Here is a 23,766-nt window from a genome sequence, read left to right as displayed (position 1 = left end):
GAGTTGCCAACAGCTACTCCCGCTTGAATTCGATGGTATGCTGCACGGTGGCATCCTTATCTTTCTCATCAAAAAGCCACTGCATCGTCGCGTCGGTTACGCGCAGGTCATACTCCCGCTGATTCCCTTTCGTATCCTTGAGCATAATTTTGCTGTCCGTCGTTTCCCAGGACGTTTTTCCGGAGGGCATAAACGACGCAGCCGCTTTCATGATCAGGTTGCCTAAGGGGTTCTGACAACCCCTCACCGGACTGGTTTTCAGACTTCCATCGGCATTGAACGTAACGCCCATATCCTCCCGACAACCCCCATACAAATCCTTAAAATGAGCATATAGATCGGAAATGCCGTCTTTGTTGGCGGGTGATATTCGGTGGGCTGTCATTCGCCAGGCGCCGGTAATGTCAGGCTTACTGACCGGCGTAAAACAAAGGCTAAACAAAGGCAGTAAGCCTAGAAGCACAAGAGATCTGGTCCGGTTTTTCATAAAAGCTGCACGTTATAATTTACTTCGCTATTGAAATTAGCTATTAATAAATTCGTTACCTGCCTGTCTGGCCTGGTATTGAGCCATCGGTAATCCGGGTCCGAACAGTAGATTCCCGACCGGTCATCGCCTAAGCGAATGCGATTCGTAAGTGTTCTGGTCGCACCGTCAGAATCGTGAACAGATTTAGGGCGAATTAGATAAATTTACCGGTGTCCGGCCGGACCATTTCCTAACTGCTAAACCCTGCTACGCTATGAAATTCCTTACTGTTCTTCTATGCATTACGCTGTCTGTTTCGGGCTACGCGCAGGAACTGATCAGCAACCGCCAGCGCGATATTGTGTTTCGCGGGGTGAATGTCATTCCAATGGACCGGGAGCGGGTGCTGGAAAATCAGACGGTTGTTATTCGGAATGGTAAAATCACGGCACTGGGGAATGCGGGTAGTCAGAAAATAACGGCCAATGCCCTGGTAATCGATGCAACCGGAAAATACCTGATGCCCGGCTGGGCCGAAATGCACGCGCACGTGCCGCCCATCGACGACATTGAGCCGATGAAGGACGTGCTGATGCTCTACCTCGCCAACGGCATCACGACCATTCGCGGGATGCTGGGCCATCCGAAACATCTGGAACTGCGCAGTAAAGTCAATAGCGGGGAAATTCTGGGACCGCATTTTTATACGACCGGTCCGTCGTTCAATGGGCAGACCGTAAAGACGGCGGAACGGGGTGCCGAAATGGTACGGGAGCAGAAAGCCGCTGGCTACGATTTTCTTAAGCTGCATCCGGGCCTGACCAAAGAAACCTTTCCGGCCATTGCCCGTACTGCCCATGAAGTCGGTATTCCGTTCGTCGGACACGTTTCGTTCAACGTGGGTGTCTGGCGGGCCATTGAGGCTGATTATTCCTCCATTGATCACCTCGACGGATTTATCGAAGCCATCACGCCGGGAACGGACACGCTGGCTGAACAGGAAACGGGCCTGTTTGGCTCGTGGATTGCCTACCGGGCCGATGCCGCGCAGATTCCGAAGCTGATGAAGGGCCTGCGCGACAAACAGATTCGTGTGGTACCGACGCAGGCTCTGGCAGAACGCTGGTTGTCGCCCCTGCCGGCGGAACGCTTCACCAACGACCCGGAGATGAAATACATGAAACCGCAGGAGGTGCAGGGCTGGGTCCGGGCGAAGAATACCTACACCGCCAACCCCGAATTCTCAAAAGAACACGCCGAAAAGCTGATTCAGATTCGCCGGAAGCTCATCGCTGAATGTCAGAAGAATGGTGTGCCGCTGCTACTGGGTTCCGATGCGCCCCAGGTGTTTAACGTACCGGGCTTTTCAATCCACCACGAAATGAAATACATCGTCGATGCCGGATTGACGCCTTACGAAACCCTGCGTACCGGAACGGTTAACGTAGCGGCTTATCTCAACAAGCCTGATTCGGGTGTAATCAAGGCTGGAAACCAGTCGGACCTGGTGCTGCTGAATGGCAATCCGCTCCGCGACATCAACCAGACCCGAAACATCGAGGGCGTTATGATCGGCACGAACTGGCTGTCGAAAGCCTTCATCCAGAAGGAGTTAAAGAAACTGGAGAAGAACTAACTGCCCACGGCCGTTACGTCAGAGTCTAGAAATAACGTTTGAGCCATTCGGCTGAACTCAGCCTGCCAGGGCGCGCTGATTGTAATCTCCTGCCCGGTAACGGGATGCTGAAAGCGAATCTGTTGGGCATGAAGCAGCATCGTGTTCATGCTGAACTGCTCCAGAAAGAGCTTGTTCTGCTTGTTGCAGCCGTGGGGACGGTCACCAATAATAGGGTGGAGAATATGCGCCATGTGTTTGCGCAACTGGTGCATCCGGCCCGTCAGCGGCCTTAGCTCAACGAGCGAATAGCGCGATGTAGCGTGTTTGCCAGATGGCAGCGAAATCTCTGTGCGACGTAACGTATTCAGCACCGTTACGGACTCCTGAAAAACAGGCTCATCGGGACGATCGTCCCGGCGGAGCGGGTAATCAATGGTCTGCTCATCGGGCGTAAAGCCGCGTACAATCGCCACATACGTTTTCGTGACCAGCCCATCAGCAAATTGCTGCTGCATAGCACTGTTCATGCTTTCGTTCAGGGCAAACAGCAGGACGCCCCCCGTTTTTCGATCCAGGCGGTGAACCGGATAAACGCGCTGACCCAGCTGATCGCGGAGAAGTTGCACCGCAAACTCGCTCGCGTCGCTGGCAATTGGTGAGCGGTGGACGAGCAGACCGTGCGGCTTGTTGATCGCAACCAGATCGTCGGACTGGTACAGGATAGGCAGAGGTTGAGGACGTAACATTAAAAAAAGTTAGGCTGCGAATTACGGAATTTTTTGAGGATACGCCCTGCGGAACCGGACAGCCCAGCGCTGGCGAGGATCGGTGCAGTTCAGAAATAATATTAAACCATCGGGGGTTCCATTGTTCTAAGCTCCAAACAATAACGGAATAAGCCCCGTTACTTAGCTTTTACAAGCCTCTGGGGTCTGTAAATCTTAAAACAACTTAGACTATGAGAACGATTCGAGCTTGTTTCATGCTGGCCTTATCCACCCTGGTGTTAGGTCATTCTGTTGAGGCCCAGGCCCTCCGTGGCTGGGGCCCCGGAACAAAAGGTGCTGCCATTGGCGCTGGTGTCGGCGGTGCGGCTGGTGCTATTATCAATAAACGAAACCGCGTCGTAGGGGGCGTGGTGGGCGCTGTAGCTGGTGGCGCAGCCGGTTACGCAGTTGGCAAAAACGGTCGTCGCTGGAGTCCCCAGGCCAAAGGTACGGCTATCGGCGCTGGCACCGGCGCAGCCGCTGGTGCGGTGATCAACAAACGGAACCGCGTCGTCGGTGGGGTGATTGGTGGCGTTGCCGGCGGAGCCGCGGGTTATGCAATCGGCAAGCGTATCGACAACAAACGTAAAGAAGCCGCCCGGGTTGCGGCTGCCGAACGGGAAGCCCGCGAACGGGCCGCTGCCCAGGCCGCCGAAGAGCATACCGAACTGGCCCATGGCAATATGAACCGGACCTATACGGTCGCTTCTGCCGCGCCCACCCGAAGCCGAAGAGCCAGTGCAGCGACCGCGACTCGCCCGGCGACAATTCTGGATACGCCCAGCGCACCCATACCGTTCCTCGTGGAGGATGGATTCCTGCTCAATGAATCCTACGGTGATCCGTCGACGCCCTACGGCGACTCGAAATACCGGCGGAAAAGCTGGTGATCCACCTCGTTTCTTCCCTACGTATCCGCTCAGTAACCGGGCGTAGGGAAGAAACTGCCCAAATGTTGCATCATTCAGTTAAACACCACAACCTATGAAAGCGATCATTCATATTTTGTTCCTGTCAGCCCTGCTGGCGTCATGTTCAAAATCCGGCGATACCGTCAATGTTCAGGAACTTAACCGGCAGTTCATTGATGCCTGGAACAATAAAAACGGCGACAAGATTATTTCGTACCTGGCCGACGATGTCCAGTTTCTGCAAGGTAGCACCCACTTCAAAGGGAAGACAGAAGTAGCCAAGCGGTGGGTCCAGGAAACCCTGCCAACGCTGAGCGATCTGAAGACCAACGTAGTCAGTTCCGGCACGGACGACCGGACGGCTTACGAAGCGGGTACGTTCTCCGTCGATGTGCTGCCCGGCAGCCCGGAGCAACCCCACGGTTTCGGTGAGGGAAATTATATGCTGCTCTGGAAAAAAGCTGACGATAACAACTGGAAACTGAGTTACGCCCAACTGGAAGACCTGCCCGTGCAGGCCAAAAACCAGTAGCAAATTGAACCGACTACTTAACTGTGGGCCAGCCGGACGATATCCTTTACTTCCAGAATGGAGATTGGATAGCCCCGGCTGGCCCCGTTTATCATGGCCATACCAACTTCTTCCAGAGTACAGACGTATTTCGAGAAGAATCGGCGCAGGATGGGATACAGCCAGGAAAGAACAGCGTAATACGGCTTTGTATTTTTCAGCCCTTTCGTAGGGTGTATGTAGCCGGGGCGGAACATATAAGCAGCCCTGAACGGTAACCGCATCAACGCATTTTCCGTTGCGCCTTTCACCCGTGCCCACATGGTTCGGCCCTGTTCGGTACTATCGGTGCCCGTCCCCGAAACGTAACAGAACGTCATGTCGGAATTCAGCCGGGAAAGTATCTGGGCGACATGTAGCGTCAGGTCGTAGGTCAGCCGGTAGAACCTGGCTTCGTTCAGGCCGACCGACGATACGCCCAGGCAGAAGAAACAGGCGTTGAAGTCCGTCAGTTGAGACTCGATGGACGAGAAATCATAAAAATTCGTATGGATGATCTCGGTCAGCTTCGGATGCGACACCCCACCCGGTCGTCGGTTGATCACTAGCACCTGCTCAACGTCGGGGTGTTGCAGACATTCGTGCAGAACGCCTTCACCGACCATACCCGTAGCGCCGGTTATGATTGCCCGGATTTTCATCGTACTGAGTTTTTATGATGGACCAACGATCAAAGTATCGCTTCAGAAAGCGGAGTTTCCAGATCAGTTTCCCGGGTACTTCGGTATTGAATAGCGCGTTGGCCAATGAGGAGAATGAGTAGGGCACTGACGGCGCAGAACGTCATGACACCCACCATCGGAACGGCCGTGTTGTTGTGCAGCAGGCTCACGGTAGCCGATACCAGCGCGCCAAACCCCATCCGAAAGCTGCCCATCAGGGCCGCAGCGCTGCCCGCGTGCCGGACAAACGGAGCCAGTGAAAGCGCCGACGCGTTTGGTCCGGTCAGCCCCTGCCCGGCCAGGAACAGAAACAGCATACCAATCAGGCCGTATTGCCCATACCAGCCCGCCCAGGTTCCCCCCACCAGCAGCACCCCGACAAGAGACTGATAGATCAGGACGGTCTGGATGATTTGCTCGCTGGTGAATCGTTTCAGGAGAATACGGTTCAATTGGGTTGGGGCGATGATGGCAATGGCCAGGAAGGCAAAAATCCAGCCGTATTCCTGCTCGCTAACTTTATAGATGTTCATGAACACATCGGGCGAGCCGGAGATATAGGCGAAGGGGGCCGACGTAGCGATGCCGCCCACCAGCGCATACGTCAGAAATTGCGGCTGCTTCAACACCATCCAGAAACTACCCAGAACGGCTTTCGGACGTAGCGACAGCGAAGGATCAGGCGCTTTACCATCCGGCAGAAGAAAATAAATGCTGACCAGAATCAGAGCCGTAATACCGGCCAGAATCAGGAAGATGGAGTGCCAGCCGAAAGCGACAGTGGCATAGCCGCCAATTGTTGGGGCAATCATGGGGGAGACGGCCACAACCAGCGTCAGCAGCGAAAAGACCTGCGCAATTTCATTAACCGGAAAGATGTCGCGCACCAGCGCCTGAGCTGCCACCAGACCCACACAGCCACCCAGGGCCTGCAAAAGCCGCATCAGAATCAGGGTTTCAATGGAGGTGGTGGTCGCGCAGCCAATCGAAGCCAGCAGATAAATAACCAGACCTGCATACAGCGGCAGTTTCCGGCCGTAACGGTCAAGCAGGGGTCCGTAAAGAAGCTGCCCCACCGAAATACCAATCAGGTAAGCCGTCAGCGATAACTGAACCTGCGCAATGGTTGTGTGAAGACTTTGGGCAATGGCCGGAAAGCCCGGCAGATACATATCAATCGAAAAGGGACTGATCGTGGAGAGCGTCCCCAGGATCAAAATAATTATAAAATGCTGTCGGCGTGTCATGCGTTCAGGACGGAGCTTCTTTGAAAAGACGTTTACACCTGCGCGTTTGTTCCAATCCAGATAATCTAGTCTGATAACTTTAGGTTTCGGTAATAAGCTATGGTCGTTCGACACCGGTAGATGTGGCGACGGATATTCTTACGTAAGTGTATCGTTTCGTTAATTTAATCTAACCAGTCACGACCTCATGATCGCGTTCATCCGTAATCCAAGTATCGTATTGCCTGCCTTACTGCTGCTGGTAGTCAGCGCTGGCATGATCTCCGTCAGTAAGCCCGACGTAGGCATTGGCGTCAAAGCGCCCAAAGGGGCTGAGGTGCTGTTTGATGGTTCCCGCAAAACGCTCGACGAAAAGTGGACGTACTGGCAGGGGCCGCGACTGGCCGCTACGCTGCCCATCAAGTGGACGGTTGAGAATGATCCGGCTGGGAGCGGTATGGCCCTGAACAGCAATGACCCCTCAGCTGCGGGCGGCAAATACGGAGCCGCCGACATTGTGACCAAGAAACCGTACCGCGATTTCCGGCTGCACGTCGAGTTTTACGTCAGCAAGTCCGGTGGCAACAGTGGCGTGTACCTGCAGAACCGCTACGAGATTCAGATATTCGACGGCGACACCACCCGGCACGGACTGGGAGCCGTGATCAACGAATCGCCCTCGCCCTATTACGCCTACAACGGTATCGGCAAGTGGAATGCCTACGACATTCAATTCCGGGCGGCTCGTTTTCAGGACGGCAAACGCACCGAACCCGCGATGATGACGATGTATTTCAACGGCAAGAAAGTGCACACGAACCAGACGATTAATCAGGTCTGGGGCGGACCAAACTCCGGCATGGACGGCGGTAACGACGGCGGCAAAGGCATTACCGATGCGCCCGGCGGGCTTAAACTACAGGCCGAAGGGCATGATGTGCTGTATCGGAACATCTGGATTAAGGAGATGGATTTTAACCAGGCCGACACGGATTTCTAAGGCTGCGAAACAAAGCCGCCCGACCTGGCTGCGGCTGGCCTCCAGCGGGCGGCTTTTTCAATAAATCGGCTTTTTATGAACCCTCTTTTTTCGCTCCTGGTCTGCGTTACGTTTCTGGTGTTATCCAAGGTTGGCGTACAGGCGCAGAACAACCCCATCGGGCCCACGACCCCACTGTCAGCCCACCCCCGGATTCTGTTACGTCAGGGCGAGGAGCAGGCCATCCGGAAAACCATTGCTGCCGACAACGCCTGGCAGAACGTTCATCAGGCCATCCTGGCCGAATGCGACCGAATGCTGGCCGTTGCGCCGGTCGAACGCATCCAGATTGGGCGTCGGTTGCTGGACAAATCGCGGGAAGCGTTACGTCGGCTGTTTTTTCTGTCCTACGCCTGGCGGATGACCCGGCAGCCAACGTATCTGCAGCGAGCGGAAAAGGAACTACTGGCCGTGTCGGCATTCAGCGACTGGAACCCGTCGCACTTTCTGGACGTGGCCGAAATGACCATGGCCGTCGCCATTGGGTACGATTGGCTGTACAACGATCTGTCGCCCGCTGCCCGCTCGGCCATCAAAGACGCTATTCTGAAAAAAGGGATTGAACCCTCATTCGATACGCGGTACAACAGCTGGCTGAAAGCCTCGCACAACTGGAATCAGGTGTGCAACGCGGGCATGACCTATGGCGCACTGGCGATCTCTGAAGACCAGCCCGAACTCGCCCGAACGGTTATCAATCGGGCTATCGAAAGCGTGGTGCTGCCCATGGCCGATTACGCACCGGATGGCGCTTACCCCGAGGGGTATAGCTACTGGGGGTACGGAACCAGTTTCAACGTAATGCTAATCAGCGCCCTGGAGAAAGCGTTTGGTCAGGATTTTGGTCTGTCGAATCAGCCCGGTTTTTTGAAAACCGCCGGGTATCTGGCCAATATGACCGGACCGTCGGGCAATTCGTTCAACTATTCCGATGCCGGAACGGGCGGTAGTCTGCAACCGGCTATGTTCTGGTTTGCCAATAAGCTAAAAGACCCCTCGCTGCTGTGGGTAGAACGAAATCGCCTGCTGAACAGCGACGCCCAAAGCCACGTCCGGGATCGGCTGATGCCGGCCATCATGTTATGGAGCGGAGGCATCCGGGTAAACAGCATACCCGAGCCGAAGGCAACGGTATGGGTTGGCGAAGGAAAAAGCCCTGTGGCCCTGATGCGAACCTCCTGGACCGATCCGGATGCGCTGTTCGTGGGCCTGAAAGCCGGTTCGCCCTCGGTTAATCACGCGCACATGGACGTTGGCTCGTTCGTGATGGAAGCCGATGGCGTTCGGTGGGCGATGGATTTTGGCATGCAGGATTATAACTCGCTCGAATCCAAAGGCGTAAAGCTGTGGGATAAGGAGCAGAACTCGCAGCGGTGGCAGGTGTACCGGTATTCCAATCAGGTACACAATACGCTTACCGTGAACAACGAAGCGCAGCGGGTTAACGGAAACGCCACCATCACCCATGCCTCGAAAAAACCTCCCTTTATGAGCGCGGCCACTAACCTGACGGGCCTGTATGAAGGCTCACTGGCGAGCGCCAACCGGGGCATTGCTATCGTCGATCAGGCGTACGTCGTAGTGCGCGATGAGCTGGAAACTGCCGCCAAAAACGCGACTGTTCGCTGGACGATGCTGACGGGAGCCACCGTAAACCTGACAGGCAGGAACCGGGCTGAACTGACTAAAGATGGCAAGAAGCTTATTCTTCAGGTTCAGGAACCCGCAGACGTTACGCTGAAAACCTGGCCAACCGACCCGCCCCATGACTACGACGCGCCCAATCCCGGTACGCAGCTGGTTGGCTTTGAGGTGACGATGCCCGCTAACACGAAAGGGAACCTGACCGTAATGCTGATCCCCGAAAAAGCCATTCAGCAGGCGACAAAACCAGTGCTGCCGCTGGACAAATGGCCGCGCTAAAAATGGAATCCGTCCTGCCTTCATCAGCAGTTAGGTGGAGTTGGTAAACTGAACAAATCACGCTAGGTTGCGAATCAATCTGTCTACCAGTTGCCCTTCGCCTGTTGATGGTACTAGTTGAGAGGATGCTCATTGGGTTTACGGAGATCGGTTTCTGGCTAAAAATCAGTCTGGTTTAGTTAATGAAAGCTTCTTTATCGAGTCTATTCCTAGTTCTTTTTGTGTTCTTTCAGGCGTCTGCGCAGACGACCAAACTGGGTCCGGTACAGGTTCAGGGTAATAAATTTGTTACGGCCGAAGGCAAAACGCTGGTTTTTCGCGGCCTGAATGCCAGCGACCCCGATCGGCTCGAAAAAAGCGGCCATTGGGATAAGGCGTACTTTGAGGAAATGAAACGCTGGGGCGCTACGCTTGTCCGGTTTCCGGTTCACCCGACGGCCTGGCGCAGCCGGGGCAAGGACCAGTATCTCCAACTGCTCGACAAAGGTGTTGCCTGGGCAGGTGAGCTGGGCCTGTACGTGATCATCGACTGGCACAGCATCGGCAACCTCAAAAACGAAATGTACCAGAGCCCCATGTACGAGACTACCCAGAAGGAGTCGTTTGAGTTCTGGCGGACGATAGCCGATCATTACAAAGACAACTCGACTGTAGCGTTCTTCGAACTGTTCAACGAACCGACCGTCATGGGCGGTAAACTGGGTACATGCAGCTGGGCCGAGTGGAAGAAGCTGATGGAGGAAACCATCACCATCATTCGGGCCAACGGCGGTAAAGGGATTCCGCTGGTGGCCGGTTTCAACTGGGCGTATGATCTGCGCGAGGTGGCTCAGAACCCCATCAACGCCGAAGGGATTGCTTACGTCAGTCACCCGTATCCGATGAAACGCGAAAAGCCCTGGGAAGACAAATGGACCGCCGACTGGGGTTACGTCGCGCAGAAATACCCGGTGATTTTAACCGAAATCGGCTTCTGCGGACCCGACGACAAAGGGGCGCACGTACCCGTCATCAGCGACGAGTCCTACGGCGACGCCATCACCCGCTACTGCGACACGAACGGCATCTCATACGTCGTCTGGGTGTTCGACCCACAGTGGGCTCCGTCGCTGTTCAGCGACTGGAACTATACGCCCACCCGGCAGGGACGCTATTTCAGGAAAGCCCTGCAGACGTATTCGGGGAAGAATTGATGGAGCGAAAACAATGTTCGCAGCTTTTGAGTAACTTTCTAAAGATTTAACTGAATTTGTATGTTTCCACAACTCGTTACGTACTTTCAGGGGCAGCCGGTAAAACGGGCCTATGTGTTCGGGTCGGTAGCTGGGGGCGAACAAACTTCAGATAGTGATATCGATATACTTGTTGAACTTGACTACGAGCAGGGGGCTGACTTTTATCAATTCCTTACCATGCAGGAGCAGTTATCGGCATTGCTGAACAGACCTGTAGATTTGGTGAGTGCAAACGGACTTTCTCCGTATATCAAGCCTTATATTGATAGCGAAAAGCAACTAATTTATGAAAAGGCTGCTTGACGACAAAGCTCGCTTACTCCACATTTTACAAGCCATTGCCTACATTGACACATTTTTAGAGAGCCGCTCCAAAGCAGCGCTTTTCGATGAGCCTATGTTTCGGTTTGCGGTTGAACGCCAATAGAAATCATCGGTGAAGCAGCTAATCATCTGTCTGACACGCTTAAAGAGGCTGCACCGGAAACTGAATTACGGAAAATTGTTGCCTTTCGCAACTTTGTAACTCATGAGTATTTTGGTATCGACCTTGAACTGCTTTTGGATATTATTACACAGAGACTAGAACCGCTGAGGCTGTGCGTTGAACGACTGCTATCTGAGTATTTTGCAGAATAGCATGATTTTATCGCCAGTTCAAATAACCAGAAGTAGAGTCTACTGCCCCTTTCTCTCCCGAAGAAGCGCCCGTATCTGGTTTTCAATTGTATTGTAGGTTTGGCGGGCTTCGGTCATTGAGACGCCGGAAGGCATCTCGGGTCGTTTGTGGCCTGTCGCTTTGAGCCAGGCATTTTTCATGACGTTCTGGCGTTGGCTCACTAACTTCAGAATGGCTTCGCCCTGCGGCTGATCGGCTAAAGCCTGCTCAATCGACTCGGCTGCGTCAACCTTTTCGCCCAGGTACAGCAGAACCGGTTTGGCCATCAGCCAATGCCCTAACTCGCCGGGATGCACGCCGTCTTTCGCCAACTTAAACAGGGAATCGGTCTGCCGCTTTTCTTCCAGATAACGGGTCATGGGGAAATGAATGTCGGCCACTTCCCACTTGAGCGTGTCTCTCTGGGCCAGCAACCATTCCGAATAGGCATCCAAGGTTCGGTTGTAGCCCTGCGTGCCCAGCTCCGGGTGGTCATGCACGGGCGGGGTCAGGAAAATGATCCGCTTCGCCCCGGCTTTCTCTAGTTCGGTATGCAGCCATTTCATTCCCTCCCGATAGGGCCTGAACCGTTCTTCCGCCAGCGGCATACTGATCCCATCGTTCATGCCGTAGCAGGCGAACACGACGTCTGGCCGGGTTTGCGCCAGCACTCGGTCGAGTCGTTCGTGCAGATCGGGGCGGGGAAATCGTCCGTCGGCGTGGTTCGGTTCGCTCAGCCCCGAAACGGTCTCGCTCGGCAATCCGACATTGATGAATTCGTAATGCTGTTTGGGGTAATGCGTAATCAGGTAAGCCTCGATAGCCGAGACGTAAGCACCGGCGTAGGTAATGCTGTTGCCGAGAAACAGCACGCGTCTGGTGCGCTTCGGAAACGGGCCGGCCTGCAAACACACAAGAGCACTGGCCAGTAAAAAGAGCGTAAGGGGTAACGTTTTCATCACGAACGGTAGTCGCCTATATCCTCACAGGCGGTTACCTCTAAAAGGGCTTACTCTCTAAAATCGACTGTTCATCTGCTGAAAGATTTCGTCGATTTCCTGACGGGAGGCCATTCGGTTACGCTCAGACGTGCCATAGCCAATTTCCAGTGCATCAGCCTCCAGACCCTGCATCATCGCATCGGCAAAATCGCCGACTGGTACACCAAACGTATGCAGACCCGTACCGCCCAGATCGGTGTTGACGGCGGGCGGCACCAGCTCAATTACCTTGATTGGCGTCTCGCGTAATTGATACCGTAAAGACATCGTGAACGAGTGCAGGGCCGCTTTGGTGGCGCTGTAAACAGGCGCAAAGGCCCCCGGTACATAGGCCAGTCCGGACGTTACGTTGATGATGGCGGGGTTTGGCTGCTGCTTCAGATGCGGAATGAACAGCGTAGAGAGATGAATGGGCGCATCCAGATTAATGGCGATTTCCTGCTGCGTCTGGCTCCAGTCTTCCGTGTTGTCAGTCAGTTTCATCCGACGCTGAATACCAGCGTTGTTGATCAATACGTTGACCTGCGGGACCTCGTTACGGACCCATTCAAACAGGTCCACACGTTCGGATGCCCGCCCGACGTCGCCTGCCCGAACGCGAAGTTGAGGATACTGCTGCTGTCGTTCCTGAAGCTTGTCGGCGCGTCGCCCACAAAGCACGACCTGGCTGCCCGCCTGAAGAAATCGTTCGGCCAATGCCCAGCCGATGCCGGACGCTCCGCCCGTAATCAGGACGGTGTTTGCTGCTAAATTCATATCTGGGTTTCTATTGTCAGGAAGACCTGCTACCGGTTTACTTTGTTCGGCAAACGACCGAATTATTATCTCCGCTGCCGTTTCTGACGCGCCTGAAGATGACAAAAAGAAGGAGAGGCAGAGCCCGGTATTTAGCCTGTTTATGGGTTAACAACAGGGGAATTTTGCCTGATGAAAATTGCCGCAATCTGCCCCGTATCTTGCCGCATTTACCCATCTGCCCGTCGCCCTGCCGGGGGTACCTTTGTTAAGTAAACACTAAAACACAAATACAAATGGCAACCATGATCTTTGTAAACCTGCCCGTCAAAGACCTCAACCGGTCGGTCGAATTTTTCACCCAGCTTGGCTTTAGCTTCGATGCCCGGTTTACCAACGAGGACGCTACCTGCATGGTCGTGAGCGAAAACAGCATCTATGTCATGCTGCTGGTCGAGAAGTTCTTCAAGACATTTACGTCCAAGGAAATTGCCGATGCGACAAAGACCACCGAATCAATCATCTGCCTTTCGGCCGACAGCCGGGAAAAAGTAGATGAACTGGCCGACAAGGCGTTGGCGTCGGGTGGAAGTTTTTCGTATGATCCCATCGACCAGGGCTTTATGTATGGCCGTAGTTTTCAGGACCCGGACGGACACCTGTGGGAAGTTATGTACATGGACCCGAGCGCCGTTAATCCGGAGCAGGTTTCGCAGGATGCATCCTCTGCCGCCTAAATAATTTTAAATCAACAGCCAGACCAGTAAGTGAAATGCAGAAGATCACCACATTTCTAGCCTTTAACGATCAGGCGGAGGAGGCTGTAAATTTGTACACCTCCATTTTTAATAACTCGAAAATCCTTAGTGTCAGCCGCTACCAGGAGGGCGGTCCCATGCCGGCAGGCACCGTCATGTCGGTTATCTTTCAGCTCGAAGGACAGGAGTATTTCGCCCTGAACGGCGGCTCGTACTTTTCTTTTTCGGAAGGTATCTCCCTGTTTGTCAACTGCGAAACGCAGGAAGAAGTGGATCGCTACTGGGAGAAACTTTCGGAAGGCGGCCAGAAAGGACCGTGCGGCTGGCTCAAAGATAAATTTGGCGTATCGTGGCAGATTGTCCCCTCGGCGCTGAGCCGGCTTTTGCAGGACAAAGACCGGGAAAAAGCCAAACGCGTCATGGCGGCCATGATGAAAATGGGCAAGCTCAACATCAAAGAGCTGGAGGAAGCATAAAAGATCTGCTTAATAAGCCGGTGGCCGATTACGTAATCGGCCACCGGTTTTGCTTTTGAGATAAGCGTAACCATGACGTTGCGGATTACGTAATCACGAACTGTTTACACTGCGTATAGGTGGCGTACAGGTTGGCTTTCTCCCGGATACGCTCCGTCAGATCGTCGGGTAGGGGATAGAAGAACGTCAGCGCCATAGCTAATTCCTTCGGTTTTACGGTTCGTTTCCATACACCGACTACCTGTCCATTAACCACGATGATGGGATAGAAAATGCCGTTTCCGGTATTCGTCTGCCGGGCGAACTCCGGTTGCAGCGAGGCCGTTCGGTCGCAGTAGCTCACCATGAACTCATCGAACGCGGGCAGAAAATGGATTTGTTCGGAAACGGACTCAGGCCCAGCGAAGGTTGCCCCCAGCCAGTATGTCTGTGTATCGGCGGGCATGGAGTGCAAATAGGGTTTTGCGCCTTCAATCGCCTGCTTTACGTCCGTGGCGTTCAGGCCCGACCACCAGGCGAAATCTTTCAATGTAGCGGGTCCGTGGCTTGTAAAATAGCGCCTGGCGAGTTCGGCCAGCGCTTCCTCACGGCTGAGGCTCTGGCGAATTGGAACGCGTTCCGGCAGCAAAGCATACGTAAACTGCTTAGCCCGACGATCGTATTCACGACGATCGTATCCACGACGGTCGTATTCACGACGAGGACCATTGCAGACGACTCCATCCAGTTCAGCATTCATCATAATATGCGCCGAACGTATCCCGTCGGTCTGGATACCCACCTCCTGCAGTCGGGTCATCAACTCTTCGCGCGTCAGATAGGTGTGACCTTCCAGCGCTTTTTCGATCACCGCATTGCTTTTGCGGAATACGCGCTCATCCAGTTCGAGCTTCCGGTTCATGCTGGTCATGCATTTCTTAACTTGAGGAGCCGTCAGGGCGAGCAGCCAGTGAATATCCGTTGCCGCCACGAAATGCCAGGTTGGCCGGAGCAGGTGCGTACGGAGAATGTCACCCCGGTCAAGGGCGTCTTCGACCAGCGTTTCAGTGCTGCCCGGCAGCCGTATGCCAATGGCCCACCTGGCCATGTCGTAATCCTGCGCCTGCATCGCACCCATCCACTGAACAACCCTGGCTGCCGATGGACAGCTTGCGTTGACTAACTGCTGACTGATTAGGCGTTGCGTAGCTACTTGCGTTGCGGTTATCATGCGGACGAAGGTAGCAAAATAGCGTCTTGTTCGAGCCGAAGGCCAAGCCGACTGACACCGTGTTTCATTGACGTACGACTGAAAATAGTAACCGGGCCGAAGGCAGCGCTTTTATAATTTCCGACCTTTGGCCGCAAATGGCACAAACCGACGTATAAGCCAACGACTTCCTGCTGTAATGCTGATCTACCGAATGAATCGCCTGAACCGCTACCTGCTGTTACTTTTTTGTTTTACCGTATCCGTTGTTGCCAATGCCCAGACGCAACGCCCCAATGACCTGAAACTGTGGTTCACCCACCCGGCTGCGACCTGGAACGAAGCCCTGCCGGTAGGCAATGGACGGCTCGGGGCCATGGTGTTTGGTAACGTAACCTCCGAACGTCTGCAACTGAACGAGAAAACCGTCTGGACCGGGAAGGACGTCGATTTCGTAAATCCCGGAGCCAAAGCGGCCCTGCCTAAGATCCGGGCGTTGCTGTTTGCCGGAAAGTATGCTGAAGCTCAGGAGATGGCGCAGGAGAAAATGATGGGCAATAAAACCGTTGAGAGTAACTACCAGACCCTCGGCGATCTGAACCTGGATTTTAACCTGCCGAGTCAGGAGGTTGCCGACTACCGCCGGGAGCTGGATATCGAAACGGCCGTTGCCCGGGTAAGCTACCGCGTCGGACAGACGACGTTTACCCGCGAGATTTTCTCCAGTGCGCCCGGTCAGGCGCTGGTTGTGCGGCTCACCGCTAGCAAACCCGGTTCACTCACGTTTGCCCTGAAACTGAGCCGTCCCGGTAATAAAGCCACAATCAATGCAGCCGGTAATGAAATCATGATGCGGGAGCATGTGGGCAATGGGGTAGGAGTCACTATGGTGGCGCGTACCCGAGTGCTCAATCAGGGTGGGACGGTGGCCGTAGCGGGCGAAACCATTCGGGTTGAGAAAGCCGATGCCGTTACGTTGCTGCTAACGGCGGCCACCGACTATCGTCCGGGCGATCCGCTGGCAATTTCCGGACAGCAGATGGCGGCTGTTGAAACGCAGGCGTATGACGCCCTGAAGCAGGCACACATCGCCGACTACCAGCAGTACTTTAAACGGGTTGATCTGGATCTGGGAACCTCCGACGCGGCTTACTTCCCGACCGATGCCCGCCTGACCGCTCTGCAGAACGGCAACGTTGACCCGCAACTGCTTCGCCTGTACTACCAGTTTGGGCGGTATCTGCTCATCAGCAGTTCACGGCCGAACCTGAACGGTGTGCCGAGTCTGCCCGCTAACCTGCAGGGCATCTGGGCCGATGGCCTGACCCCGCCCTGGAGCGCCGATTATCACATCAACATCAACATTCAGATGAACTACTGGCCCGCCGAGGTCACGAACCTATCAGAGATGCACCAGCCGTTTCTGACGTTTCTGGATGAACTGCGGCCCGATGCCCGCAAGACAGCGAAGGACATGTATGGCCTGACGGGGACGGTCGCGCATTTCACCACCGACCCCTGGCATTTTACCGAAACCTACGGCCGCCCGCAGTGGGCCATGTGGCCGATGGGGATGGCCTGGAGCGTGCAGCATCTGTGGGAACACTATCTTTTTACCGAAGATCGGAAGTTTTTGCAGGAGTCGGCCTATCCGATTCTGAAAGAAACCGCCCAGTTCTGTGTCAACTGGCTGGTTGCCAACCCAACGACGAAGCAGCTGGTATCAGGTCCTTCGATTTCGCCGGAGAATACGTTCAAAACACCAACGGGCGAGGTCGCTACGATGGTCATGGGCCCCACCATGGACCACATGATTATCCGCGATCTGCTGACCAACACCATCGAAGCCAGCAAGGTCCTGAACACCGACGCGGCTTTCCGGCGGCAGCTCGAAACAACCCTGACCCGCTTAGCACCGACCCGCATCGGAAAAGACGGACGGATTATGGAGTGGACCGAGGAGTTTGAGGAGCCGGAACCCGGCCACCGGCATATTTCGCAGCTGTTTGGTCTGCACCCCGGTCGCCAGATTACCCGCCAGACGCCCGAGCTGCTGGCAGCCGCCCGCAAAACGATTGACTACCGGCTGTCGCACGGGGGCGGGCATACGGGCTGGAGCCGTGCCTGGATTGTCAACTTTTTCGCGCGTCTGCAGGACGGCGAAGCGGCTCACCAGAACCTGCTGGCGCTCTTACGTAAATCAACCCTGCCCAACCTGTTCGACAATCACCCCCCGTTCCAGATCGATGGTAACTTCGGCGCAACGGCGGGCATTACCGAAATGCTGCTGCAAAGCCATGCGGGTGAACTGCATCTGCTTCCGGCCCTGCCGATTGCCTGGCCAACGGGTCATATCCACGGCATCTGCGCGCGGGGCGGCTACGAACTGGACCTCGACTGGGAGAACGGAAAACTCAGGCAGGTCAGCGTACTCTCCAAACTCGGCAAGCCCTGCCAGATTCGTTACGGCGATCAGGTGATTACGCTCCAGACGCAGGCCGGTAAACGCTACCGGCTGGATAGCGGCCTGAAGGTGGTTGAGTAGAAATCCTTACGTTGGCCTCCTTCTGTAGTACTGCGTAATGTCAGGAACGGCGGGCTTTTAACGCTAGCGGAATATAGAACAGCGTATGCTGATGAAAGAAAATTATCGGTGGAGAATCATTGCTCTCCTGTTTCTGGTCACGACGATTAATTACGTAGACCGGCAGGCTCTGTCGTTCGTCATGACGGATGAAGGGTTCAAGAAAACCCTGCTCGGCTTGGCCCCGGATACGCTCCTGACGGATGAGCACCTGAAGCTGTTTCGTATTCAGATGGGCCTGATCGACTCGGCGTTCAAAGCCGCTTACGCCATTGGCTTTCTGGTTGTTGGCTGGCTGATTGACCGGATTGGAACCAAGAAAGGCTTTGCGGTAGGCATTGCGGTCTGGAGCGTGGCCAGTATTGCCTCCGCCTTTGTGTCAACGGTAGGTCAGTTCAAACTCGTTCGGGCGCTGCTTGGACTTGGCGAATCAGCCAATTTCCCCTCGGCTATAAAAGCCATTTCGGAGTGGTTCCCGAAAGCCGAGCGCTCCACCGCTACCGGTATTCTGAACGCGGGCTCAAACATGGGCGTCATCGTTACGGCCCTGCTGATTCCGGTGCTGGTGCAGCAATACGGCTGGCGGGTATCGTTTCTGGTGTCGGCTGTTCTGGGCGTCCTGATGTTTGTTCTCTGGTGGGCGAGCTATGCCCGACCCGAAGAAAAGCGGACGCTGACACCAGCTGAGTATGCGTATATTTCACAGGACCAGTCGGACGACGCGCCAACCGGCGAAACAAACCGGCTTTCGTGGAAAGAACTGCTTCGCTACCGGCAAACCTGGGTGTTCATCTTTGGGAAAATCTTCGCCGATCCGGTCTGGTTCTTTTACCTGACCTGGCTACCTGATTTTCTGAGTACCAACAGTCTGCTGGATCACAAGCTGGATCTTAAAAACTTCGGCCTGACTTTCCTCATCATTTACGTGGCATCTGATCTGGGCAGCATCTTCTTTGGCTGGATGGCGACGCGACTGATCAGGTACGGCTGGAGCGAGAATCGGGCGCGCAAACTAACCCTACTGACCTGTGCGCTCGCCATTACGCCTGTTTACCTGACCTCGTCGATGCACAGTTTTACGCTGATGGTGACGCTACTGGCGCTGGCGATGGCTGCCCATCAGGGCTGGTCGACGAACGTATTCGCCATGGCCGCTACCCTGTTTCCGAGTAATTCGGTTGCTATGGCGACGGGCCTGGGCAGTTTTTTCGGCGGTATAACCAGCATGGGCGTTGCCGCAGCAACGGGTTATATTGTGGCGCTGTTTGGCTACCGGCCCATGTTTATCTTTGCCAGTTGTTCGTATCTGATTGGTCTGCTTGTCATTCATGTTGTTTTACCCGTTCTCAAACCGGTGAAACTCCCCGCCGATCAGCCCAACGAGGCTGCCCTGCCGATTTGAACCGAATGGTTAGATAAAGCTACCAGACATATAGTTAAATGATTGAATTTTAATGAGTGAAGGTTATATGCGGGCGGGTGTCCTGACGGCCCCCGGAGCAATTGCTATTCGACAGCAGACCATACCGGAGCCCGGCCCCGGCGAAGTCAGAATCCGCATGAAAGCGGTAGGTATCTGTGGCTCCGATGTATCGATTTTTCAGGGTCACCGGCCTGACCTGCTTTTTCCGTTGGTGATTGGGCACGAAGGGTTGGGTTACGTCGATAAAACGGGCGAAGGTGTCAGCCAGCTCCAGGTTGGTGATCGGGTGGTTATCGAACCTAATTTTCCCTGTGGTCACTGCGATTTCTGCTGGCAGGGACGTGGGAATATCTGCCCGAACAAGCGCATTTTTGGCGTACGCGAGACGGGCTGCTTTGCCGATTACGCTCTGGCACCGGAACACTTTGTGTGGCGCGTTCCCGACGCGGTCAGTGATGATGACGCGGTGGTCATAGAGCCAACGGCCGTAGCCCTGCATACCTTGTTTACGTCGCCGGCCCGGCCGGGCGATCCAGTTGCCGTGGTTGGCATGGGCGCTATCGGGTTGCTGGTGGCCTATCTGGCCGTGCGGATGGGCTACAAGGTGCTGGCCTATGACCGGGTGCAGGAAAAAGTGGACCGGGCCGTTGAGTTGGGCGCGGTGCCGGTTGACGCCAGCACGACGACCGCGCAGATAGCGCAAATCTGGAAAGATGCCTCGGTGCATACCGTCTTTGAATGTGCGGGCGCGGCACCGGCCTTCACAATGGCTCTGGAAGCGGCTCCGCGCGGCTCTTACGTGGTTGTGGCGGGGCTGGCCGATGGGTTAAGCAACCTCTCCGAATTCAGCATTACCCGTCAAGGAATTACCATCCTGACCTCAATCATTTACGACCATCCCGTTGACTTCCGGCGTACAATTGCTCTGATTGAATCGGGCTTTCTGAGGCCCGGCCAGATCATTTCGGCGAAAGAATCCTTCGATCGGCTGCCCAATGCGCTGGAAATGGCCTGTCGCGGTCAACATGCCAAAATCGTGCTGAGTCTATCGAGTTAGGGTTGCCGATTACTGCCAAAAAGGAATACAGAAAAACCGTTACGTACCGCTTATCCCTGAATACTTCCGTAAACACCATCTGCGTTCGGTAGTATACCAGAATCAACTATCTTATTGTCTTTCATTCGATCCGAAACGTCTTTATGAAGATAGCACACCTTCTTTTTTTAGCCGCCACTGCCTTTGTTTCGCCAGCCGTGGTGGCGAAGCCCACTACGCCCCTGGTGTATGAAGTAAACCTCAACGACCGCGCCGACGACCAGTTTAAGGTAACCTTACGGGTCAACGGCCTGACGGCCGACAATGCCGTTTACCAGTTTGCCGCTACGGCACCCGGTACGTATCAGATCATGGACATTGGCCGTTACGTCCGTTCCTTCAAAGCGCTCGACGCCAAAGGCCGCGAACTCAAAACCCAGCAGGTGTCAACCAACCAGTGGAAGCTGGATCAGCCCCAGGCCGTCAGGACGATTCAATACAGTATCGCCGAAACCTGGGACACGCCCGTGAACGAACACAAGCCGTATAACATGTGCGGTACGTCCATCGAAAACGACCATGTCCTCATCAACGGTCAGGGCGTGTTTGGTTTCCCGAGCGGAATGCAGGCGGCTCCCATTGAAGTGAAGCTGAATTACCCGATGGAGTGGACCGTTGGTACGGCCCTGGACAAAAATGCGAAAGGCAATTTCTCCGCGGCCAACTACGACCGGATTGTTGATTCGCCCATCCTGCTGGGTCGGCTGACCAAAGCCAGCACCACCGTTGCCGGGGCTCAGATTGACGTCTACACCTATTCCAAGAGCGATAAGGTGAAGTCGAACCAACTGCTCGATAATATGCAGGCCATGCTCAACGCGGCCGGTCAATTTCTAAAACAGTTGCCCGTCAAGCGCTATACGTTCCTGTACCATTTCGAAGATCAGGACTGGGGTGCCTGGGAGCATTCCTATAGCTCGGAGTACGTCATGCGGGAGGATGAGTTTACGAAGAAACTGGCCGACAACATTACGTCGATTGCCGCGCATGAATTCTTCCACGTCGTTACGCCACTGAACATTCACAGCGAAGTGATTGAGCAGTTTAACTTCGTAACGCCAACGCCGTCGGAGCACCTGTGGCTTTACGAAGGCGTAACCGAATGGGCCAGCGACGCCATGCAGTTGCGTGGCAAGATTATGGACCTGCCTACGTATCTCGACGAGCTGACCCAAAAAATTGCTTACGATAAAAGCTTGGATACCACCTACAGCCTGAGCAACCTGGGCCTGACCTGTTATACCGACGAGGGCCAGCGGCAGTACGGCAACATCTACGCACGTGGGGCCCTGGTAGCTAGTTTGCTGGATATTCGTCTGCTCGAACTCTCGAATGGCAAACGGGGGCTGCGGGAAGTCATCAACGAACTGGCCTCTCTGTATGGACCGAACAAAGCGTTTCCGGAGAAAGAGTTCTTCACCATCTTCACTCAGAAGACGTACCCGGAGATTGGCGATTTCTTCAACCGGTACGTAAAAGCAACCGAGCCGCTGCCGTTTAAGGAGTATTACGGTAAACTCGGTATTATGTACACCCCGGCGGTGAATACGGGCCAGAAAACACCGACGATTGGAATGCGGCCAGCGTTTAACGACAACAAATTTTATCTGACCAAACTGGATTCGGCCTTAGTCAAAGCCGGTTTGCAGGAAAACGACGAATGGGTGGCCTATAACCAGCAGCCCGTAACGATGGAGGGTATACGTACCATTCAGGGCGAACTGATGCAGCTGAAACCGGGCGATACCTACGACCTGACCGTTCGCCGGAATGGCAAGGAGATGGTCGTAAAAACGCCCGTTCTGGAAAAAGAGCTTGTTCTGCGCTACAAGTTCGAGCCTGATCCGCAGGCCAGTCCGCAGCAGTTACAGCTTCGGGAAATCTGGATGAAGAATTTATAAGCAGGACGTTTCTGTTACTCTGGAAAAGGGCTTTACGTGCAGTGAAGCCCTTTTTTGTATCTTGTTGGCCATGCAGAACTTTCTAAACTACCTGGCTGGCGTGTTGCTGGTCGGTGTATTGGCAACAACGGGTTACGGCCAGGCCCGAACGGACAGCTTCCTGACCAAACTGTTTGCGAACAACCAAAACCCCATTTTTCAGAATGTCATTCAGCATCCGGAGATTTATCGGCTCCAGATCATCTACACCCAGATCAATCGCGACCGGCAAAATCGGCCATCATTCCGGAATTATTATGTTAACGTCGACAGCACGCAGTATTTCAACCCGGCGTCAACGGTGAAACTGCCGCTGGCACTGCTCGCCCTCGAAAAGCTGAATCGCCTGAACCGGCCGCAGGTAGACAAATTTACGGCGATGCAGTTCGACAGTTCCTACGCAAAGCAGACCAAAGAATGGACCGATACGACGGCGCAGAGTGGGTATCCATCTATTGCCCATTTCATCAAAAAAGCATTTCTGGTGAGCGATAATGATGCCTACAGCCGAATGTATGAGTTTGTGGGTCAGCAGGAAATCAACCGGTCGCTGCACGCCAAAGGCTACCGGGATACGCGCATTACGCACCGGTTCGTGCGGATGAGCCCCGACGAAAACCGGCATACCAATGCCGTTCGGTTCATAAGTCCGTCCGGCCAGCTTCTTTACGCTCAGCCACCAGCTTATAACCCCGACCCATTCGATGCGCGACGTATTGATACGCTGGGGAGGGGGTATGTCGTGGGGAAAGACAGTCTGGTGCGCAAGCCGTTTGACTTTACGGGCCGTAATAAGCTTCCGCTGGAGTCTTTTCAGCAGATACTGCAATCGGTGATGTTTCCGCTCTCGGTTCTACCCGTGCAGCGGTTCGCGCTGACCCAGGCTGACTACCAGTTCGTGCGTCAATACCTGTCCCAGTTTCCGGGCGAAACAAATTACCCCAAGTACGATGCGGCTCAGTACTATGACAGTTACGTAAAGTTCTTCTTTCTGGATAGCCTACACCATCAGTTGCCGGCGTGCGTGCGGGTATTCAATAAAGTTGGCTGGGCCTACGGCTTTCTGACCGATGCGTCGTACGTGGCCGACTTTACCAACAAGGTTGAGTATATGCTGACGGCCACAATTTACGTCAACCGCGACGGCATCCTGAACGACGACAAGTATGAATACGAAAGCGTGGGTCACCCGTTTCTGTACCAGTTAGGGCAGACGATCTACCAATATGAACTGAAGCGTAAACGGCAGTATGCGCCCGATCTGAGCGAGTTTCGAATGATCTACGAAACACGGCTCAACGATTCTCGCCCGGTAATCCGGGATGTAGATAATTGAGGTTTATTGGATCCGATCAATCAGACTATTATCCTGAAAATAAGTAATAAAAACAAACCAAGAATGCACATAAAATTTTTTAGAGTTGCAAAACAGTAAGCAATTCCCCGAAATCTGCTTTGTGTTTTTTGATTAATGACAAACCTCAA

General features: G+C 54.4%; 22 protein-coding genes. 15 read left to right on the top strand and 7 right to left on the bottom strand.

The window, feature by feature from the left end; all coding sequences use genetic code 11:
• Nucleotides 1–13: 13 nt before the first annotated feature.
• Nucleotides 14–385 (bottom strand): hypothetical protein, encoded by a 372-nt coding sequence (locus HNV11_RS16830; protein WP_171740768.1) that lies wholly within the window; start codon nucleotides 383–385, stop codon nucleotides 14–16.
• 358 nt (nucleotides 386–743) lie between these two features.
• Here HNV11_RS16830 and HNV11_RS16825 point away from each other — a divergent pair, with 358 nt between their 5' ends.
• Nucleotides 744–2,105, top strand: coding sequence for an amidohydrolase family protein (locus HNV11_RS16825; RefSeq protein ID WP_171740767.1), 1,362 nt, complete (start codon nucleotides 744–746; stop codon nucleotides 2,103–2,105).
• Here HNV11_RS16825 and HNV11_RS16820 read toward each other — a convergent pair.
• Entirely contained in the window at nucleotides 2,102–2,833 is a 732-nt protein-coding gene (locus HNV11_RS16820; RefSeq protein WP_171740766.1) for a pseudouridine synthase, read from the bottom strand. The two genes, HNV11_RS16825 and HNV11_RS16820, sit on opposite strands and share 4 nt — an antisense overlap.
• 212 nt (nucleotides 2,834–3,045) lie before the next feature.
• Here HNV11_RS16820 and HNV11_RS16815 point away from each other — a divergent pair, with 212 nt between their 5' ends.
• Together HNV11_RS16815 and HNV11_RS16810 are read left to right on the top strand one after the other, a co-directional pair.
• A complete protein-coding gene (locus HNV11_RS16815; RefSeq protein ID WP_171740765.1) occupies nucleotides 3,046–3,744 on the top strand; it encodes a YMGG-like glycine zipper-containing protein in 699 nt (232 codons plus the stop codon).
• 94 nt (nucleotides 3,745–3,838) lie between these two features.
• Nucleotides 3,839–4,297: a YybH family protein gene (locus HNV11_RS16810; protein WP_171740764.1), complete on the top strand. Its 459-nt coding sequence runs from the start codon at nucleotides 3,839–3,841 to the stop codon at nucleotides 4,295–4,297.
• Nucleotides 4,298–4,314: 17 nt separating this feature from the next.
• Here the strand turns inward: HNV11_RS16810 and HNV11_RS16805 are convergent, their stop codons facing one another.
• Complete coding sequence (locus HNV11_RS16805; RefSeq protein ID WP_171740763.1) at nucleotides 4,315–4,977, bottom strand: NAD-dependent epimerase/dehydratase family protein; 663 nt, start codon at nucleotides 4,975–4,977, stop codon at nucleotides 4,315–4,317.
• Nucleotides 4,978–5,006: 29 nt separating this feature from the next.
• The gene (locus tag HNV11_RS16800; protein ID WP_171740762.1) at nucleotides 5,007–6,245 is read right to left on the bottom strand and encodes a multidrug effflux MFS transporter; all 1,239 of its coding nucleotides are present in this window, start codon (nucleotides 6,243–6,245) and stop codon (nucleotides 5,007–5,009) included.
• 187 nt (nucleotides 6,246–6,432) lie between these two features.
• On the opposite strand from HNV11_RS16800, the gene HNV11_RS16795 reads away from it, so the two are divergent.
• The 5 genes from HNV11_RS16795 to HNV11_RS24235 all read left to right on the top strand — a co-directional run bounded on the left by HNV11_RS16795 (nucleotide 6,433) and on the right by HNV11_RS24235 (nucleotide 11,060).
• Complete coding sequence (locus tag HNV11_RS16795) at nucleotides 6,433–7,224, top strand: 3-keto-disaccharide hydrolase (protein WP_171740761.1); 792 nt, start codon at nucleotides 6,433–6,435, stop codon at nucleotides 7,222–7,224.
• A 75-nt stretch (nucleotides 7,225–7,299) separates the two neighbouring features.
• Nucleotides 7,300–9,186 (top strand): heparinase II/III domain-containing protein, encoded by a 1,887-nt coding sequence (locus tag HNV11_RS16790; RefSeq protein ID WP_171740760.1) that lies wholly within the window; start codon nucleotides 7,300–7,302, stop codon nucleotides 9,184–9,186.
• Between the two features lie 182 nt (nucleotides 9,187–9,368).
• Nucleotides 9,369–10,379 carry a glycoside hydrolase family 5 protein gene (locus HNV11_RS16785; protein ID WP_171740759.1) on the top strand — a complete coding sequence of 337 codons (1,011 nt, stop codon included), beginning with the start codon at nucleotides 9,369–9,371 and terminating at the stop codon, nucleotides 10,377–10,379.
• A 60-nt stretch (nucleotides 10,380–10,439) separates the two neighbouring features.
• Complete coding sequence (gene mntA / locus HNV11_RS16780) at nucleotides 10,440–10,724, top strand: type VII toxin-antitoxin system MntA family adenylyltransferase antitoxin (protein WP_171740758.1); 285 nt, start codon at nucleotides 10,440–10,442, stop codon at nucleotides 10,722–10,724.
• Nucleotides 10,725–10,844: 120 nt separating this feature from the next.
• The gene (locus HNV11_RS24235) at nucleotides 10,845–11,060 is read left to right on the top strand and encodes a HepT-like ribonuclease domain-containing protein (RefSeq protein ID WP_171742217.1); all 216 of its coding nucleotides are present in this window, start codon (nucleotides 10,845–10,847) and stop codon (nucleotides 11,058–11,060) included.
• Nucleotides 11,061–11,099: 39 nt separating this feature from the next.
• Here HNV11_RS24235 and HNV11_RS16770 read toward each other — a convergent pair whose 3' ends face one another.
• Both HNV11_RS16770 and HNV11_RS16765 read right to left on the bottom strand, forming a co-directional pair.
• Nucleotides 11,100–12,038: an SGNH/GDSL hydrolase family protein gene (locus HNV11_RS16770; RefSeq protein ID WP_171740757.1), complete on the bottom strand. Its 939-nt coding sequence runs from the start codon at nucleotides 12,036–12,038 to the stop codon at nucleotides 11,100–11,102.
• Between the two features lie 57 nt (nucleotides 12,039–12,095).
• The gene (locus HNV11_RS16765) at nucleotides 12,096–12,836 is read right to left on the bottom strand and encodes an SDR family oxidoreductase (RefSeq protein ID WP_171740756.1); all 741 of its coding nucleotides are present in this window, start codon (nucleotides 12,834–12,836) and stop codon (nucleotides 12,096–12,098) included.
• A gap of 275 nt (nucleotides 12,837–13,111) precedes the next feature.
• On the opposite strand from HNV11_RS16765, the gene HNV11_RS16760 reads away from it, so the two are divergent.
• Together HNV11_RS16760 and HNV11_RS16755 are read left to right on the top strand one after the other, a co-directional pair.
• Nucleotides 13,112–13,552 (top strand): VOC family protein, encoded by a 441-nt coding sequence (locus tag HNV11_RS16760; RefSeq protein ID WP_171740755.1) that lies wholly within the window; start codon nucleotides 13,112–13,114, stop codon nucleotides 13,550–13,552.
• A gap of 35 nt (nucleotides 13,553–13,587) precedes the next feature.
• Nucleotides 13,588–14,049 (top strand): VOC family protein, encoded by a 462-nt coding sequence (locus HNV11_RS16755; protein WP_171740754.1) that lies wholly within the window; start codon nucleotides 13,588–13,590, stop codon nucleotides 14,047–14,049.
• A gap of 85 nt (nucleotides 14,050–14,134) precedes the next feature.
• Here HNV11_RS16755 and HNV11_RS16750 read toward each other — a convergent pair whose 3' ends face one another.
• Nucleotides 14,135–15,259 (bottom strand): winged helix DNA-binding domain-containing protein, encoded by a 1,125-nt coding sequence (locus tag HNV11_RS16750; RefSeq protein WP_171740753.1) that lies wholly within the window; start codon nucleotides 15,257–15,259, stop codon nucleotides 14,135–14,137.
• 178 nt (nucleotides 15,260–15,437) lie between these two features.
• Between HNV11_RS16750 and HNV11_RS16745 the strand changes: the two genes are divergently transcribed.
• The 5 genes from HNV11_RS16745 (at nucleotide 15,438) to HNV11_RS16725 (ending at nucleotide 23,617) form a co-directional block, all read left to right on the top strand.
• Nucleotides 15,438–17,783, top strand: a complete 2,346-nt coding sequence (locus tag HNV11_RS16745; RefSeq protein WP_205402736.1) for a glycoside hydrolase family 95 protein — start codon at nucleotides 15,438–15,440, stop codon at nucleotides 17,781–17,783.
• A 91-nt stretch (nucleotides 17,784–17,874) separates the two neighbouring features.
• Nucleotides 17,875–19,224, top strand: a complete 1,350-nt coding sequence (locus HNV11_RS16740) for an MFS transporter (RefSeq protein ID WP_240163507.1) — start codon at nucleotides 17,875–17,877, stop codon at nucleotides 19,222–19,224.
• 52 nt (nucleotides 19,225–19,276) lie between these two features.
• Entirely contained in the window at nucleotides 19,277–20,302 is a 1,026-nt protein-coding gene (locus HNV11_RS16735) for a zinc-dependent alcohol dehydrogenase (RefSeq protein ID WP_171740751.1), read from the top strand.
• A 143-nt stretch (nucleotides 20,303–20,445) separates the two neighbouring features.
• Entirely contained in the window at nucleotides 20,446–22,242 is a 1,797-nt protein-coding gene (locus HNV11_RS16730; protein WP_171740750.1) for a M61 family metallopeptidase, read from the top strand.
• A 70-nt stretch (nucleotides 22,243–22,312) separates the two neighbouring features.
• Nucleotides 22,313–23,617 (top strand): serine hydrolase, encoded by a 1,305-nt coding sequence (locus HNV11_RS16725; RefSeq protein WP_171740749.1) that lies wholly within the window; start codon nucleotides 22,313–22,315, stop codon nucleotides 23,615–23,617.
• Nucleotides 23,618–23,766: the final 149 nt, after the last annotated feature.

The sequence above is a fragment of the Spirosoma taeanense genome, from assembly GCF_013127955.1.
GTDB classification, from domain to species: domain Bacteria; phylum Bacteroidota; class Bacteroidia; order Cytophagales; family Spirosomataceae; genus Spirosoma; species Spirosoma taeanense.
The sequence above is the reverse complement of the archived record's forward strand: the minus strand, read 5'-3'. Positions and strand labels throughout refer to the sequence as shown.

Coding starts and splice junctions, on each gene's coding strand:
- HNV11_RS16740 (WP_240163507.1), top strand. CDS start 17,875: ATGAAAGAAAATTATCGGTGGAGAATCATTGCTCTCCTGTTTCTGGTC.
- HNV11_RS16785 (WP_171740759.1), top strand. CDS start 9,369: ATGAAAGCTTCTTTATCGAGTCTATTCCTAGTTCTTTTTGTGTTCTTT.
- HNV11_RS16735 (WP_171740751.1), top strand. CDS start 19,277: ATGAGTGAAGGTTATATGCGGGCGGGTGTCCTGACGGCCCCCGGAGCA.
- HNV11_RS16815 (WP_171740765.1), top strand. CDS start 3,046: ATGAGAACGATTCGAGCTTGTTTCATGCTGGCCTTATCCACCCTGGTG.
- HNV11_RS16790 (WP_171740760.1), top strand. CDS start 7,300: ATGAACCCTCTTTTTTCGCTCCTGGTCTGCGTTACGTTTCTGGTGTTA.
- HNV11_RS16750 (WP_171740753.1), bottom strand. CDS start 15,259: ATGATAACCGCAACGCAAGTAGCTACGCAACGCCTAATCAGTCAGCAG.
- HNV11_RS16730 (WP_171740750.1), top strand. CDS start 20,446: ATGAAGATAGCACACCTTCTTTTTTTAGCCGCCACTGCCTTTGTTTCG.
- mntA (WP_171740758.1), top strand. CDS start 10,440: ATGTTTCCACAACTCGTTACGTACTTTCAGGGGCAGCCGGTAAAACGG.
- HNV11_RS16800 (WP_171740762.1), bottom strand. CDS start 6,245: ATGACACGCCGACAGCATTTTATAATTATTTTGATCCTGGGGACGCTC.
- HNV11_RS16820 (WP_171740766.1), bottom strand. CDS start 2,833: ATGTTACGTCCTCAACCTCTGCCTATCCTGTACCAGTCCGACGATCTG.
- HNV11_RS16765 (WP_171740756.1), bottom strand. CDS start 12,836: ATGAATTTAGCAGCAAACACCGTCCTGATTACGGGCGGAGCGTCCGGC.
- HNV11_RS16805 (WP_171740763.1), bottom strand. CDS start 4,977: ATGAAAATCCGGGCAATCATAACCGGCGCTACGGGTATGGTCGGTGAA.
- HNV11_RS16810 (WP_171740764.1), top strand. CDS start 3,839: ATGAAAGCGATCATTCATATTTTGTTCCTGTCAGCCCTGCTGGCGTCA.
- HNV11_RS16725 (WP_171740749.1), top strand. CDS start 22,313: ATGCAGAACTTTCTAAACTACCTGGCTGGCGTGTTGCTGGTCGGTGTA.
- HNV11_RS16825 (WP_171740767.1), top strand. CDS start 744: ATGAAATTCCTTACTGTTCTTCTATGCATTACGCTGTCTGTTTCGGGC.
- HNV11_RS16745 (WP_205402736.1), top strand. CDS start 15,438: ATGCTGATCTACCGAATGAATCGCCTGAACCGCTACCTGCTGTTACTT.
- HNV11_RS16830 (WP_171740768.1), bottom strand. CDS start 385: ATGACAGCCCACCGAATATCACCCGCCAACAAAGACGGCATTTCCGAT.
- HNV11_RS16770 (WP_171740757.1), bottom strand. CDS start 12,038: ATGAAAACGTTACCCCTTACGCTCTTTTTACTGGCCAGTGCTCTTGTG.
- HNV11_RS16755 (WP_171740754.1), top strand. CDS start 13,588: ATGCAGAAGATCACCACATTTCTAGCCTTTAACGATCAGGCGGAGGAG.
- HNV11_RS16760 (WP_171740755.1), top strand. CDS start 13,112: ATGGCAACCATGATCTTTGTAAACCTGCCCGTCAAAGACCTCAACCGG.
- HNV11_RS16795 (WP_171740761.1), top strand. CDS start 6,433: ATGATCGCGTTCATCCGTAATCCAAGTATCGTATTGCCTGCCTTACTG.